General features: G+C 44.3%; 12 protein-coding genes, 1 tRNA gene, 1 other RNA gene and 1 pseudogene. 9 read left to right on the top strand and 6 right to left on the bottom strand.

Annotation, left to right across the window (positions count from 1 at the left end; all coding sequences use genetic code 11):
• Positions 1–245: 245 nt before the first annotated feature.
• Both BWD162_RS06320 and BWD162_RS06315 read right to left on the bottom strand, forming a co-directional pair.
• Positions 246–2,087, bottom strand: a complete 1,842-nt coding sequence (locus BWD162_RS06320; protein ID WP_078705881.1) for a toprim domain-containing protein — start codon at positions 2,085–2,087, stop codon at positions 246–248.
• Between the two features lie 122 nt (positions 2,088–2,209).
• Positions 2,210–3,396: pseudogene (locus BWD162_RS06315) on the bottom strand (DUF1376 domain-containing protein).
• Positions 3,397–3,931: 535 nt separating this feature from the next.
• On the opposite strand from BWD162_RS06315, the gene BWD162_RS06310 reads away from it, so the two are divergent.
• From BWD162_RS06310 to BWD162_RS07755, 6 genes are all read left to right on the top strand, one after another.
• Entirely contained in the window at positions 3,932–4,249 is a 318-nt protein-coding gene (locus BWD162_RS06310; RefSeq protein WP_078705880.1) for a transcriptional regulator, read from the top strand.
• A gap of 353 nt (positions 4,250–4,602) precedes the next feature.
• The gene (locus BWD162_RS06305; RefSeq protein WP_078705879.1) at positions 4,603–4,989 is read left to right on the top strand and encodes a hypothetical protein; all 387 of its coding nucleotides are present in this window, start codon (positions 4,603–4,605) and stop codon (positions 4,987–4,989) included.
• A gap of 6 nt (positions 4,990–4,995) precedes the next feature.
• Positions 4,996–5,184, top strand: coding sequence for a hypothetical protein (locus tag BWD162_RS06300; RefSeq protein WP_078705878.1), 189 nt, complete (start codon positions 4,996–4,998; stop codon positions 5,182–5,184).
• 130 nt (positions 5,185–5,314) lie between these two features.
• Positions 5,315–5,449, top strand: coding sequence for a hypothetical protein (locus tag BWD162_RS08095; protein WP_257787961.1), 135 nt, complete (start codon positions 5,315–5,317; stop codon positions 5,447–5,449).
• Between the two features lie 766 nt (positions 5,450–6,215).
• Positions 6,216–6,884 carry a YqaJ viral recombinase family protein gene (locus tag BWD162_RS06295; protein WP_078705877.1) on the top strand — a complete coding sequence of 223 codons (669 nt, stop codon included), beginning with the start codon at positions 6,216–6,218 and terminating at the stop codon, positions 6,882–6,884.
• Positions 6,878–7,036 (top strand): hypothetical protein, encoded by a 159-nt coding sequence (locus BWD162_RS07755; protein WP_153301014.1) that lies wholly within the window; start codon positions 6,878–6,880, stop codon positions 7,034–7,036. The genes BWD162_RS06295 and BWD162_RS07755 overlap by 7 nt, the downstream gene beginning before the upstream one ends.
• A 591-nt stretch (positions 7,037–7,627) precedes the next feature.
• Here BWD162_RS07755 and BWD162_RS06290 read toward each other — a convergent pair.
• Positions 7,628–7,702, bottom strand: a tRNA-Thr gene (locus BWD162_RS06290).
• A 224-nt stretch (positions 7,703–7,926) separates the two neighbouring features.
• Between BWD162_RS06290 and BWD162_RS06285 the strand changes: the two genes are divergently transcribed.
• From BWD162_RS06285 to BWD162_RS07750, 3 genes are all read left to right on the top strand, one after another.
• Positions 7,927–8,112 (top strand): hypothetical protein, encoded by a 186-nt coding sequence (locus BWD162_RS06285; protein ID WP_194284858.1) that lies wholly within the window; start codon positions 7,927–7,929, stop codon positions 8,110–8,112.
• Positions 8,113–8,255: 143 nt separating this feature from the next.
• Positions 8,256–9,551, top strand: coding sequence for a UDP-N-acetylglucosamine 1-carboxyvinyltransferase (murA, locus tag BWD162_RS06280; protein WP_078705876.1), 1,296 nt, complete (start codon positions 8,256–8,258; stop codon positions 9,549–9,551).
• An 823-nt stretch (positions 9,552–10,374) separates the two neighbouring features.
• Positions 10,375–10,527, top strand: coding sequence for a hypothetical protein (locus tag BWD162_RS07750; RefSeq protein WP_153301013.1), 153 nt, complete (start codon positions 10,375–10,377; stop codon positions 10,525–10,527).
• A gap of 350 nt (positions 10,528–10,877) precedes the next feature.
• Here BWD162_RS07750 and BWD162_RS06270 read toward each other — a convergent pair whose 3' ends face one another.
• The 3 genes from BWD162_RS06270 to ssrS all read right to left on the bottom strand — a co-directional run bounded on the left by BWD162_RS06270 (position 10,878) and on the right by ssrS (position 14,094).
• Positions 10,878–11,741, bottom strand: a complete 864-nt coding sequence (locus BWD162_RS06270; RefSeq protein ID WP_078705874.1) for a TIGR00282 family metallophosphoesterase — start codon at positions 11,739–11,741, stop codon at positions 10,878–10,880.
• A gap of 3 nt (positions 11,742–11,744) precedes the next feature.
• A complete protein-coding gene (locus BWD162_RS06265; RefSeq protein ID WP_078705873.1) occupies positions 11,745–12,353 on the bottom strand; it encodes a 5-formyltetrahydrofolate cyclo-ligase in 609 nt (202 codons plus the stop codon).
• Positions 12,354–13,933: 1,580 nt separating this feature from the next.
• Positions 13,934–14,094: non-coding RNA, 6S RNA (gene ssrS / locus BWD162_RS06260), on the bottom strand.
• Positions 14,095–14,096 lie beyond the last annotated feature (2 nt).

Genomic DNA, 14,096 nt, shown 5'->3' with positions numbered 1-14,096 from the left:
GTATCTCAACATGGGCTCTTTATGATATGAGTGCTCTTTACACTGGAAAGTGTTTTTAAGGACAGAGAATATTCTTTAAGAGATAGTTTGTTTTTGTATGGTTTTGTTTTTAAGGAGTAATCTGTTTTAAGGGGGTGGGTGTGTTTTAAGGGGTGAGGCAAGGTTGCATTGTTGGGCAGGTTTGTAAGAGAGAAGAAGTTGTTGTATTCCTTTTGGGATTATGAGGGGTATGCGTTTGTGTGTTCTTAGGGATGAAGTTGTGAGGGGGGATGAGACTGCGAGGAGGGTGTGTTTGTGAATTCAAGATAACGACGTGATTCTTGGTGGATTGTTGAAGAACAACGGTAGCGGTAAGTTTTAGGGTCAAACCAAAGGCCGATTTTTCCTTCAAAATCGCCTGAACGTTGTTTGGCGATGTTCATGATTACCCCGGGACGGGCTGCTAATTCAGCTTTTTCTGTTGCACGTTGAGCTGCAAGAATTTTATCTTCTAAAGAGCGATTACGCCAAATTGTGATAATATTAAATGCATTGGCTCCAATTTCTGAGGCTCCTTTTATGTCTTCAGCGCCAGGGATATCTTTCTCTATACCACTTTTGCGTGCATGGGCGACAAGGTGAACGTGCACGGCATTTAAAATTGCCCAATCAACAATTTTATAGACTGCTTGTTCTTGCCCTGTATAATCATCTGAAGCGATACTAAGCCGCATCAAACTGTCGATAATAAATTGATCACAGCCATATTTTGCACGGCAATAGTCAAAAACATCAAGCAGGGTTTGAATGTCTGATTTGCCTACGTGCTCATACAAAATGAGACCGTCATCTAGAAAATGAAGAATCTGTTCGATCATGGTTTTTGTTGGTTGGTTATCGCCCCCTGTTTGTCTGATTAAACGGCGAAGCGATTGCTCCCCCTTCATTTCGAGTGAGGCTAGACAGAGACGGCTTTTTTGCGCGATCCAATGGACAATACAGTCTGATAACAATTGACTTTTGCCGGCACCGCTTGCACCACTCCAGAGGGTTAATTCTGCTGGGCGAAAATACAATTTGCCATTTAATTTTGGATAAGGAACCGTATAGCCAAGGTGCTGTTTGGGAGTGGGCCAAAATAGCTCAATCACCTGGTTGCGATAATCAGATGCACGCCTTAATCCCTTTGGTGCAAAGCTTTGGGCTTTTGAAAAAGCGGCTTTTATGGTTGAAGTCTCAAGGCCTGCTTTTAAACAGTCATTGGCATCTTTACAGGGCAAGTGGACACGATAACACCGGTGCCGACCAAGCCTGTGGGCAATTTCAAGTGCTGCTTCTTCTCCTGGTTTGTCCATGTCGGTTGCTAAGAAAATTTTCTCAAAAATTTCTAAATGATCAAATTCATTTTCAATCCAAGCTTGTTTGCCTCCCTTACCCCCTCCAAAGGGTACTGATAGGGCCGGGTACCCATAGGCTGCTAATGAAAGCGCATCAATTTCTCCTTCGGTGATAACAAGGGTTCGTTGTGTTGGCGAGATGGCCTGCCAGCCAAATAAAATTGGTTCACAATGAGAAGCTGTGGGTTTTGCTTTTGCGCCTTCTTCTGTAGTACGTACTTTCACCAATGCAAGTGTGCCATCGGGTTTATAAAATGGAAAAATGATCTGGTTTCCATCTTCTTGGATGCGATAACGTTTTAAGATATCTAAGGGGATATGCCGTTTTGTATGTAAATAATTTTTCACCTCATAGCGAGGCTTACTCCCTTTTGGAACGGGGGGAAGGCGATAGGGATGACGTGGGGCCATAAAGGGTTTTGGGCGAGAAAGATTTAAGTAAGAACGGGCTTCATCCAATGCTTGAGAAAGGCTGATTCCTTTAACCGCGCACCACAGGTCTAAAAGGTCGCCGCCGCTTCCTTCTGCAAAATCGTACCACAGGCCTGCTTTGCTGCCCTTTAAACAGAGTGATAAGCTTTGACCTGGTTCACCTTGTGTGCTGCCTACAATCCAGTCATTACCGCGTTTTTGTCCTTGTGGAAGAAGCATTTGTGCAACCGATCCTGCTTGAGATGCAAGCTTTTGTTTGATTTCAAAAATCGTGCTCATATTCCCCTGCTTGTATCATAATGTGTATCGTGTTTTGTTGTGGCTTTGTGTTATGTTTGCATTGGTTTGTTGATGTTACTTTGTTTGGTTGTATTGGCTTGGGGTTTTGATTTGGGGTTTTGTTACTTTGCTTGATAATTGATAAGGTTGCGGTAAAGACCATCTTCTTGAGTGCTGTGAGGCACTGTGTTTGAACCAGATGATAAAGCACAAAGCCTTTCTTGGTTTTCTCTTAATCGCTCAATTTCACGCCGGTACCAATTGCGCCATGTAGCTGACCAGTCTACTTTTAAAGCTTGTTTGCCGCTTTTAGCATGCCAATAGTCGCGAAATTTTTTTTCTTGCCAGCGGGCTTGCTCTTCGCTCAAACCTTCTGAGACTGCTGCGTGAATGTCACCCACCCAGTTGGCAGGAAGGCGATGGCCTTTCAAATTTTTTGCGGTGGAAGAATGTTCGCTGGAGAGGGGGGTGGTGTTAGGATATGTGGTGGCAGGGCTTGGTACGGTATGCCCAGTGGGGTGGTGCTTTGTGGATAGGTATTGCGAGGGGAGATGTTTAGTGGATGATGAATGGGGGTGGGTGAGTGTTGAATGGCAAGGTCTGGAGTGGTATGCCCAGTGGAATGCTCGGTGGATGAGTGGATGGTGGATGGGTGTTGAATGTCGCCCACCCAATTGGCAGGGGTAGGAAGATGGTGGTCTTTCAAACTTTTTGTGGTGGAGGAATGTGCACTGGAGTGGGTTTTGGTGTCAGGATATGTGGTGGCAAGGTCTGGAGTGGTATGCCCAGTGGATGGGTGGATGGTGTTGGAACAAACATCTTTCTTTTGTGAAACACCGTTAGGTGTTTCTTTTTCTTCCTTCTGAGCTTTTGAGTTAAGTTCATCATTTGTAGGACATGTGTTGAGCAGATGTTGAATTTTTGCATTGATTTTTTTACGTTTTTCTGCCGAAGAACGACCCGCAAAGGATTTTTGTTCAAGCAATTGCGCGCGCTCACGAAACACATTTTCGCATCGCTTGTTCCATAATCCACAGGTTAAATTTAAAATCTTACCTTCTGTAATCAACATTTCTAAAACACTGATAAAAGTTCGTTTATCACAACCACAAAGGCGTGCTAAACGTTCTGCTGATAAATCTAAAGGACGACCCCGTGCATAAATTTCATTGAGAAGAATTGTATAAATTCCAATTTCGTGCGCACGCATCCCGCGTACTCCACCTAAAAAGTCATTTTGATACCAACAAACATAAGGAAGTGTGGACGATTCATAATTAGGAAATTCAAATTGCTCAGTTTGTTTCATGGGGGTATCAGCTTTCTTTAGGGATGTCAGCTTTCTTAATGGGGGGATAAGCTTTCTTAAGGTTTTGTTTCTTTCATTTAAAAGTTTCGATTAATGCGACTTTTTGTGGAAAAAAAATCTAAAATAGCCTTTTACTTCCCTCTCAATGCACGTAGTCAAAGTTTACGATTTCGTAAAATGTTTCTGGTTTGTTTCGGTTTTGTTTCATTTTGTTCTATTATTTGTTAGAGTGTTGTGTTCATTTTTGTATTTCTTTTAAATCATCTGAAAGTCAGTCGTGTTTGCTAGAAGGGGTGGAGTTTGCAATTTGAGGTTGCATAAACTGTAAAGGATAAATAATACATACAGGAAACGCACGGGTTTTTGAGGTGGCCTGTTTGTATCCTTTGGGGTGTTTTATTGTTTTTTGATAAAATGTAGAATTCATCCCCTAAAATAAAATTTATTTATAATTTTATATCCTCTTTAAAGGATATTGCAAGTTAATTTTATGAAAGACTATGTATTTTATTGAAGACAGCTAAGGATGAGACTTATGAATATTGATGGTTGGCGTCACAGATTAAATGAAGTGCTCATAAAAAGTGGGCGGTCGAAGCGCTCTATTTCCCTTGCAGCAGGCAAAGGAGCTGGTTATCTCCATTCTATTCTTTCTGAAGGGAAAGACCCTACGATTGAATCGCTTTCAAACGTGTGTCAGACAATTAATGTAAGTATGAGTTATATTCTCTATGGAGAAAATCCTGCTCCTGAAGATCAAGAATTTATTGATCTTCTTGCAAAGATTTCTCCTGAGGAACGACAGGCAATTTTAACTCTCTTGCGCCGGCCAACTGACGAAGTAAAACCATAACAGCTCCTTGAATCTCAGGCTCAAGATTTTCCCAATACTGTATCAATTTTAAATCACTCATTTCAGCTCTCCCAATCTGTTTGTTGTCTATTGACCCATTTGTTTGTGCCTATTTATTTGCGCTCTTTTATTTGTTTTTGTGCCTATTTAGAACAAATAGAGAACAACATAAAAATGGGATAGAAAATTAGTCAATTTTTACGCGCTGTTAGAATGTTCGTAAAAGTTCAAAATATATCTTTTATTAAGGATAAAACAATTGACATATCTCCCATAGAGGAGATAAGACTAACGCTATATTTGACTATGTCAAGACAGAGTTTAGCTTTATCAACTGTCTGAGGGAGAAATTTATGAAAGACATTCCATTCGTTAAAGAGGATGAAATCCTCATCATTCTTGGTGAGGATGCAGATGATGATGTTTACGTTGGGCCTATCGATTATCTTGAGGAGGTTTTGGATCTTATGGAGCAATGTGATGCTGTTCAAAGATTTTTACGGCTCGATTTAACGACTCTCCATGCTGATGATGTGAGTGAACAAGTTGCTGAGATATATATGAAATGTCACGATATTGATGAACAAGATGGTTATCACCCCTTTATTCTCGATAGTGATGTGTATCATGAATATTTGGAGGACAAGGCTACCCGTGTGTATCAGGATAGTATCTATGGATCTTATGAAGAACAGCATCGCTTACGCCCATGTGATGTTTTGGATCGTTATTGGAGGTAAATTATTATGGCAAACTATCTTCAAACAATTTATCACGGGGTTCCCCTTTATTATGCTGGCACTCTTCGCAACGCGATTATGCTTGAACCACAAAAACACAAGGCAGTTCCTTTTATTTCGCGAAAGGTTGCTCAGCGTGTTGCTTATAATTTAAGCTGCCGGTCAGCCCAAAACGATTTTTATGTAGTGCCATAGGTTGATTACTTCATCCCTCTCTCTAAGGAAAATTTTCTTTGGAGAGGGGAACCTTTCCTTGTGAGGGCTTTTTCTGTGGGGGGAATGAGGGTGTGCCCTCTTCGAGGAAATTTTTAAAAAGCGTGTGGTGTTGGGGCGTAAGGTTGGTGCGAGTGGGAAGAAAAAGGCAGATTGTGTTGGTGAGAGAAAGATGGCGTTTGAGGATGAAGTCTGTGAGGAGCATGGGTTAGAAAGGAAGGGCTTGATTTTGTGGAAGGCTGCATGAGTTTGGGAAGCTGCATAGAGGCACATGAGAGGAGTGTGAGAGGGCTGTATATTTTTTAGTGGAGCGTAGAGGGGATAGATTTGAGTTGTGCTGGAAGGGGATGAAGTTTGAGGTATACCGGTGAGAGATGGGTTGGGAGATTAGGGTTGCTTTGAGAAGAGGTTAGGTGCTTGAGGGAGCGTTGGTGGAAGGCCGGTTTAGGAGATTTAGTGTGAGAGGTTATGTCTAACAAAAGCGTGGAGGAGTAGGCAGCTTTTGTTGATGGAGGAAAGGCTGGGGAAGTGGAGATTGAGCTATGTCGAAAGAGGATGAGGTTGTTTGAGGTGTGCTGGTGGGAGGATGGGAGGTTTCCCGGGGAGAAGAAGTTGGAGTTTTGAGGATGCCGCTTGAAAGGGCTTTCTTTGAAGGGATTTTTAAAGAGCGTGTGATGTGAAAGGGCGAGGCTGGTGTAAGCGGGAAGAGATACGGCGGACCAAGTGTGAGTTTGGGAGGATGAAGTTTGTGAGGAGTATGGACTGGAAAGAAGGGGCTTGATTTTGGAGGGCTGTATGAGTTTGGGAAGCTGCATAAGAGGCACGTGAGAGGAGTATGAGAGGGCTGTATATTTTTTGGTGGAGCGTAGAGGGGATAAATTTGAGCTGTGCCGGTGGGGAGGATGGGTGAGGTTTGATGCTGGCAGTAGGAGAGGGTTTTGGAGAAGTGGCGATGGGGAAGTGAGGGCCTTGTGCGTTGGTGGAGGAAATAAAGAAGAGGAGATGAAGAGACAATGCCAATTATTATTGATTGTGTTCAAGGAACGGAAGAATGGCGTCAAGTACGTAATGGTTTGATTACAGCTTCTTTGTTTGAGATGGTTATGGGGCGCAAAAGAGATGGACAAAAAACACAGAAATATCACTGTGTGATGATGAAACTTGCTGGAGAAAGAATCACAGGAAAATCTGTAGAAGAGGGGACAACACTATCTATGCGGCGTGGTACACAGTTGGAACCAAATGCGCGCCAGTTATATGGGATGTTTACGCAGACAGAGCCTGAATGTATTGGTTTTGTGTTGGCTGATGATCGTAAGAAAGGCTTTTCGCCCGATGCTTTTATTGGAGAAAATGGTCTATTGGAAATTAAAACAAAAAAACCTGAAATTTTGATCCCTTATTTTTATCAAAATACATTTCCTATTGAGCATAAGGCACAATGTCAGGGAGGGTTATGGATTGCTCAACGTGAATGGGTGGATTTGATGCTTTATTGGCCTGATATGCCGCCTTTAATTAAACGTGCTTATCGCGATGAGCCTTATATTCATAGGCTTGAAGCTGAAATTAACCGTTTTAATGATGCTTTGGAAAATATGGTGTATAAGATTCAACAAGCTGGCAGGGGGTTAGGGTTATTTACAATACGGCGAGGGAACGGATCTAGAGAGACGTGTTAAAAGGTGGATTTGGAAAGGTTGAGGGGATTAGTGTGAGAGAAAGGTGGCATTTGAGGGGGAAGAGTGGGTGCGTTGGTGAGGAAGAAGATGATAGCAAGGCCTGGTTATGCCGGTGGGGTGTTTGCTTGAAGGGGAGGATGGGCGAGGTTTGATAGTGACTGTGGGAGATAATTGGGGGATTGATATGAGAAAAGGATTAGGGAGATTTGGAGATTGCTCAGGGAGAAAAGGCTGGGAGCTTGGGGGTGCGCTTGGAAGGGCTCTCTTCGAGAGGATTTTTTAAGAGCATGTGGGGGCAAAGTGTGGGAATGGGCAGAGATATGCAGATTGCGTTGGTGAAGAAGAAGAGATGCGGGGTTTGAGGGTGAGTTTTGAAAGGGCATGAGTTCGGGAGACCACATGAGAGGTGCGTGGAGCAAAGCAAGAGTTTATGTGAGCCAAGTTAATTGCACCGGTGTATAAGATGGCTTTAGAATAAAATGATTGAGGATTTGAGAGAATGAGTGTTGAATGACGTTTGAAGGTGATGATTGGGTGTACTGGGGAGATGTTTAGGAAGAGTGTGGAAGGGGGGGCGTAGGCAGATTGTGTTGATGGAGAAGGGGTTGGGAGGGTGGAAGATTGTATTGTGTCGGTGGGGGAGGCGGTTGCTTAAGGTGTACTGCGGAAAAGAGGTCGGGGAGGAGAAGCGAGGTTTGGTGGTGGTTTGTGGGAGATAGTTGGTAGGGGAATGGCCGGTGAAATGGTGCTGCGAGAGAGGATTGAACTCTCGACCTCTCCCTTACCAAGGGAGTGCTCTACCACTGAGCTACCGCAGCACTTTTCAGTCTTTGCGGTGCCTTGTGCCATATTGTCATAAAATAGGCAAGAGAGCATTTATCTCTTCTTGAAAGAAAACTCTTCTTATGGCATGACGTAGACGTTTTTTAAAAGAAATTCTTGGTTTAAAATATATTATTCTTCCAAAAGCTTATAAAAGCAAAAAGCTTGTGAAAGCTAAAGGGCTATAAGAGTTATTGCAAGGGTTGTAAAAGTTATTGCTATGATACATCAAAATCAGAATACACAAACAAAAGATGCCCAAAATGATAAGAAAAAACAACGTGAGCAAAGGCTGACAAAGCAATTGCGTGACAATTTGAGACGACGAAAAGAACAAAGTCGAAAACGCTCGCAAGAGGAGTGCACAAAAGAATTTTCAGTTTGCGAAAAAGAGCGTGTGGTCTAAGAAGTGTGATGCCGTTTTTTACTCATATACCAGTGTGATTTTAATGAGTGAGTGCTAAACCATAGCAAAGAATCACGACACTTAAGAGTGATGCTTTGTGAGAAGAGATTTCAAAAGATGGAATAAGGTAGAGTACAAATACGATGGATTCGATTAAAATTATTGGAGGAAATACCCTCCAGGGGGTTATTCCTATTTCGGGTGCTAAAAATGCTGCTTTGCCTTTGATGATTGCGGCGTTGCTTACCGAGGAAACATTGATTTTAGATAATATTCCTCATTTGAGCGATGTTGAGCTTTTGATCCGAATTTTGAATAATCATGGTGTCGGTTATGCTGTTGAAGGACGAAAACTTTCTAAAGATTGCGCCGATTCAAGAACAATCCATTTTACTGCAAAAACAATTACATCAACGCGTGCTCCTTATGAACTTGTGACAAAAATGCGTGCAAGCTTTTGGGTTATCGGGCCTTTACTTGCACGGTGTCGGGAAGCAAGTGTTTCATTGCCTGGGGGATGTGCTATTGGAACAAGGCCGGTTGATTTTATCCTCGATGGGCTCAAATGTTTAGGTGCACAGATTACCATCGAAAAGGGATATGTCCATGCGACAGCACCTCAAGGACTAAAAGGTGCGCAGTATCAATTTCCTAAAATCACTGTTGGGGGAACGCACATTATGCTGATGGCTGCTACCCTGGCCCGGGGCGAAACCGTCCTTAAAAATGCAGCTTGTGAACCTGAAGTGACGAATCTTATTCAAGCACTCAAAGCAATGGGAGCTAATATCACCGGGGAAGGTACTTCAACTCTTACAATCCATGGGGTTGAAAAATTGCACGGTGCACGGGTTGGTGTGATTGCTGATCGAATCGAGGCAGGAACCTATGCAATGGCTGTGGCAATGACCGGTGGACAGGTGTTGTTGAAACATGCCAATCCTGATCATCTCATTGAAGTGCTTAAAGTTTTACAAAAAACGGGACTCACTATTGAACACAAACCAGATGGTTTTGAAGTTATCCGCGATCATAAACAAATAAAAATTACGCCCGTTGATATCACAACTGCTCCTTTTCCTGCTTTTCCAACCGATCTTCAAGCACAATTTATGGCTTTGATGGTTTGTGCTCAAGGGTGTGCGAGGATTACTGAAACCGTTTTTGAGAATCGGTTCATGCATGTTCAAGAATTGGTACGGTTGGGTGCGCAGATTACGCTCGATGGAAATACAGCCATTGTTCATGGGACCAGCCATTTGCAAGGGGCACAAGTGATGGCAACAGATTTACGCGCTTCCGTTTCTCTTGTTATTGCTGCACTTGCTGCACAAGGAGAGACAATTGTAGGTCGCGTTTATCATCTCGATCGTGGATTTGAACGGTTGGAAGAGAAATTGTCCAATTGTGGGGCCAATATTCAACGTATAACAGCTTAAAATAATGTCCTCTTTGGACATTTTTTCGAGGGGATTTTTTCTTTGGTGAAGCCCCTCTTCGGGGGATTTTTAAAAAGAGCATGTGAAAGAAAGGTGTGTGAGGTGAGTGCGAGCGGAAAGAAGTGCGGGTTATGGGGAAGTGTTGTTGGGGGTGAATCTGGGAAGGGATGAGTCCTGGAGACTATATGAGTTTGGGAGATAAGGGGTGAGGGGCTGAGTAGGAGAGAGTGAGAGGAACGTGGGAGAAGAGTTGGTTGCGCCGGGATTGCATGAGCTGGAAAAAGGCGGCTGGGGGGTAAAGAGGATGGGTGTTGGATGGCGTTTGAGAGGAATTTTAAAGAGCATGTAGGGGGCAAGGTGCGCGAGGCGAGTGTGAATGGAAAGATGATGCGGGTTATGGGGAAGTGTTGTTGGGGGTGAATCTGGGAAGGAATGAGTCCTGGAGACTGTATGAGTTTGGGAGATAAGGGGTGAGGGGTCCGTGTGAGAGAAAGTGAAAGGCACGTGAGGGCAAGTTAATTACACCGGGGTGCGCGATGCTGGAAAGAAGGTGGGTGTGGGTGGGGGATAAAGGGGAGTATTGTAGAAGGGATGTTGAGTGTGCGCTATGTTGGGGGATGCTGATTGCATCGGTAAAGGGTGTGAGAGGTGTTGTAGGGTAAGGGGGGTTGGGAGAGAAGTGTTGAGCGTTTGTTGTGGGGCATTGTAGGCGAGAAGGAAAAGCTGTAAGGAAGGGTTTGTGAATGCAAGGAGAAACAGGTGTGAGTGTGTCGGTGTGGGTAATGGTTTTTGGAAAGGATATTTGGGGGCTGAGTAGGAGAGAATGAGAGGCACGTGGGAGAAGAGTTGGTTGCGCCGGGATTGCATGAGCTGGAAAAAGGTGGCTGGAGGGGTAAAGAGGGTGGGTGTTGGGTGGCATTTGAGAGAAATTTTAGGTGACTGGTGGGGAGTAGGAAGGATAAAGGGGCAAAAATAGATTCATTGATGGAAGGAAGATAGGGGTAAGATTAGGTTGCGTTAGGGGTGAAGAGATCGATATACTAGGGGGAATAAGGTATGTTTGGGGGAAGACTGCCAGGGGGAGTGAGAGGAATGAGTTGGGGGTCGTTTAAGGGGAATTTTAAAATGACATGTGGAAGCAGGACGCATAAGGCTAGTGCGAGAGGGAAGAGATGCGGGTTGTGGGGAAGTGTTATTGCGGGTGAATCTGGGAAGAGGTTTGAGTCTGGGAGGTTGCATGAGTTTGGGAGAAGGAAATAAGGTGCTGTGTGGGAGAGAGTGAAAGGCACGTGGGAGAAAAAGGGGTGAGTTGGGGAAAATGTGGTCTTACAGCTGAAAATTATCGGGAAGAGCTTCCCAAAAATCTGGAACCTCATTTTTTAAACAGGGGCCTAAGCGTACAGCTGAAACATGTTGTGCAAGGCCTGTGCTATCTGAGAGTTCAACGGCAAATCCACAAAGTGTTACGGAGCCTTGAGCGGGTTCGTAACGACCCCGTTTTTTCTTATAAAGAAAACGATATAAAGGCTCTTCCTTATCCATGCCAAGAGAGGAGTTATAATCTCCGCACATTCCTGCATCCGATAAATAAGCGCTGCCTCCTTCTAAAATCTGTGCATCCGCTGTGGGGATATGTGTATGGGTTCCTACGATAACGCTGACGCGACCGTCAAGAAAATGACCAAAACATTGCTTTTCACTTGTGGCTTCTGCATGAAAGTCAAAGATAATAGCATCTGCTTGTTCATGCAAAGGGCAGGCGGAAACAATCTTTTCAGCTGCTTCAAATGGGTCATCGGCAGTACATGGCATAAAGACGCTTCCCAAAACATTGGCAACAAGAACTTGTGCTCCGTTTTTTGCTGTTATGAAACAAGAGCCTCTACCAGGGGTGCCTTGGGCAAAATTGGCAGGACGTAAAAAACGCTCACTATAAGTGGCAAATTTCAAAGTTTCTTTGTGGTGAAAAGCATGATTGCCTGTGGTAACAACGTCAACACCTGCTGCTAAGAGATCTTGATACACATCTTGTGTGATACCAAAGCCATGAGAAGCATTTTCACCATTTACAACAACACAGTCAAGCTGCCAATGTTCAATAAGTTGGGGGAGTGTGTGACAAACAGTAGTGTAGCCTATTGTCCCTACGATATCTCCTAAAAATAAAAACCGCATAAGGGTTTTAAGCATAATTTAGCGTTCTATAAAACCCTTTTCTGTGAAAATTTTTTGCAAAACAAGATCATGTTTTCTTTCAGGAATAGATTCCACTTCCTGACATGAGAAGCCTAAACCCCATAAATGCGCACGGTGCCCATGTTTTTGAAGATGCTCGATGGCGCGATCGTAGTAGCCTGCACCATAGCCAAGGCGGTGACACTGGTTGTCAAACGCACAAAGCGGTACAATGATCACAGTAGGGGTGACAACTGCATTGTTTGCGCTGGGGCCAAATGTATTAAACCGCATGAGTTCTAACTGTGTTGTTGGTGCAAATGTTCGGAAAACCATTGTTGTTTCATCAATGATAGCGGGTAGTGCTACATGTCCCCCACGCGATGAAACAAAATCGAATAAAGAGCGTGGGTCTATTTCTGAGTGGATTGGCCAATAGCCGGAAAGAATTATATGCGAACAATCTTTCACTGTTTGTTCAAGATAATGTGCGATGTGGGAACAGGCACGATGCGAAAAGGTGGTACGCTTATGTGCACAAAGGGCATTACGGTGCGATATGCCAAGAGCACGCAGACGTGATCGATCAGACGAAATGGACTGCGAATATTGGGAAGTTGTGGGCATTGTTCAATTTATTATCTCTTCAATCAGTAGAAAGCAATCATATTTGAAAAATGTTTCGATAGGGAAGAGCTGATTATTTCAATCAATATAAAAGAAAGGATGGGTAAAAGGAAGGTGTTATGGAGACAGATGGGTAAAAGGAAAAGCAAGTAGGGGGGCGGGGGGTAGACTTGGATACGCTTGTTTGAGGGAATATTGGCTTAACATTGGTGTGTGAAAGTGTTGTGGGTGTGGGCGAGGTTGGTACGAGCGAGAAAAGGGTGAAAGGTATGATGGGTATTGGGGCAGAGAGTTGAATTAAAGAAGAGGAGGGAAGGCGCTGTATATGAGGGAGGATGAAGTGTATGTGGTGTGAGGAAAAGGCACTGTAAGATGAAGGGAGATTTTGAGAGAGGTTTTAATAAAGAAAAGCTTAAGGAAGTGTTTTGGGGAGGAAAATGAGCTACCGTTGGTAGAGGGGTGAGGCTCATGTGAGTAGCAAGCAAGGGTGTGCGAGTTGTGAGGAAAGGGTGTTGGGTAAAGGGGGAGTGTGCGTTGTGTGAAAGGAAAAAAGAGAACATGCGTGGGAGAGAGGAGAGGGGATAGTTGCGTTTGTGGAGAATACAAGTTGTGGCTGCGGGACGAGACTGGTGCGAGCGAGAAAAGGGTGAAGGGTAGATGATAGAGTGTTGGTTTATGAGCATGAGTCTGTGAGAAGAGAGGAAGAGAACGCGTGCGTTTTGTGCATTATGAGGGGCTTTTTCTCATGGTGGGGGAGGTTTTGGAAAGGAAAGCTCGGGGGAGTGTTTTGAGGAGGCAATGAAATTTGGGAGAGGGTTGAGGGCAAGGTTGTGGGGGGCCGTGGATGAGAAGTGGAAACTAGAGGTGTGCGGTGAATGCTGGGTAATGGAGGACTGGGTTCGTTATGTTGTGGAAGGGTGTTGGAGGAAGAGATGGGAGAGAGTTGGGGATGCGTAAGAGCAGGCAGGAGTTTATGGGAGCCACATTGGTTGCACCGGTGTATAGGATACTAGTGGAAGGGTACCGGGGGGTGGAAGGACGGATATTGGTGGTGTTTGAGGGCAAAGATTGGGTTGCGCTGTGGTATGTAGGATGCTCTGGAGAGAAGATGGCTAGGAGGTGAGAAGGGATGAGTTAGGGAAGTTAAGGTCCACGTTGGTGGAAGAGATGTGGATTATGGATGTAGTGCGATGTTGGTGTGGGCGAAAAGGGGTGAAGGGTATGATGGGTGTGTAGTAGGGGAAGGGTGTTGAAGGAAGAGGCAGGGAGAGAACTGAGGATGAGAAGAGGGATGAGTGTGTATGTGGTATGAAGAGAAGACGTTGTAAGGTGAAGGGGGTGTTTGGGGAGCAAGATGAGTTACATTGGTGGAGGGATGAAGCCCGTGTGAATGGCAAGGAGGTATGCGAGTTTTGAGGAAAAGGTTGTTGGATAAGGGAATGTGCGATGTGTGGTTAGTGCAAGAGGGATAGGAAATTTGAGTGTGTGTGGAGATATTGAAAGCGGTGTAAAGCTGTTGATGGTGAGAAAGGCTAAGTTGCACACAAGAACAGAGGAAAGGGTACTCAAGGAAGGGAAAGTGGTGAACCACAACAACCGATGGAAAAGTTTGATTCCGAGGACCTAGGCTACTAGGTGGGCGCCGTGTGAAAAAGCCCACAAGCCTTTTCAGGGACAGCTCCCTTGGGAATCAATAAGGTCTCAGGAATATGTTATTTCCTGTCGAGAAGCGCAGAACACCAT

The organism is Bartonella sp. WD16.2 (genome assembly GCF_002022505.1).
Classification (GTDB): Bacteria; Pseudomonadota; Alphaproteobacteria; order Rhizobiales; family Rhizobiaceae; genus Bartonella.
This window is presented reverse-complemented; position numbering and strand designations above follow the sequence as displayed.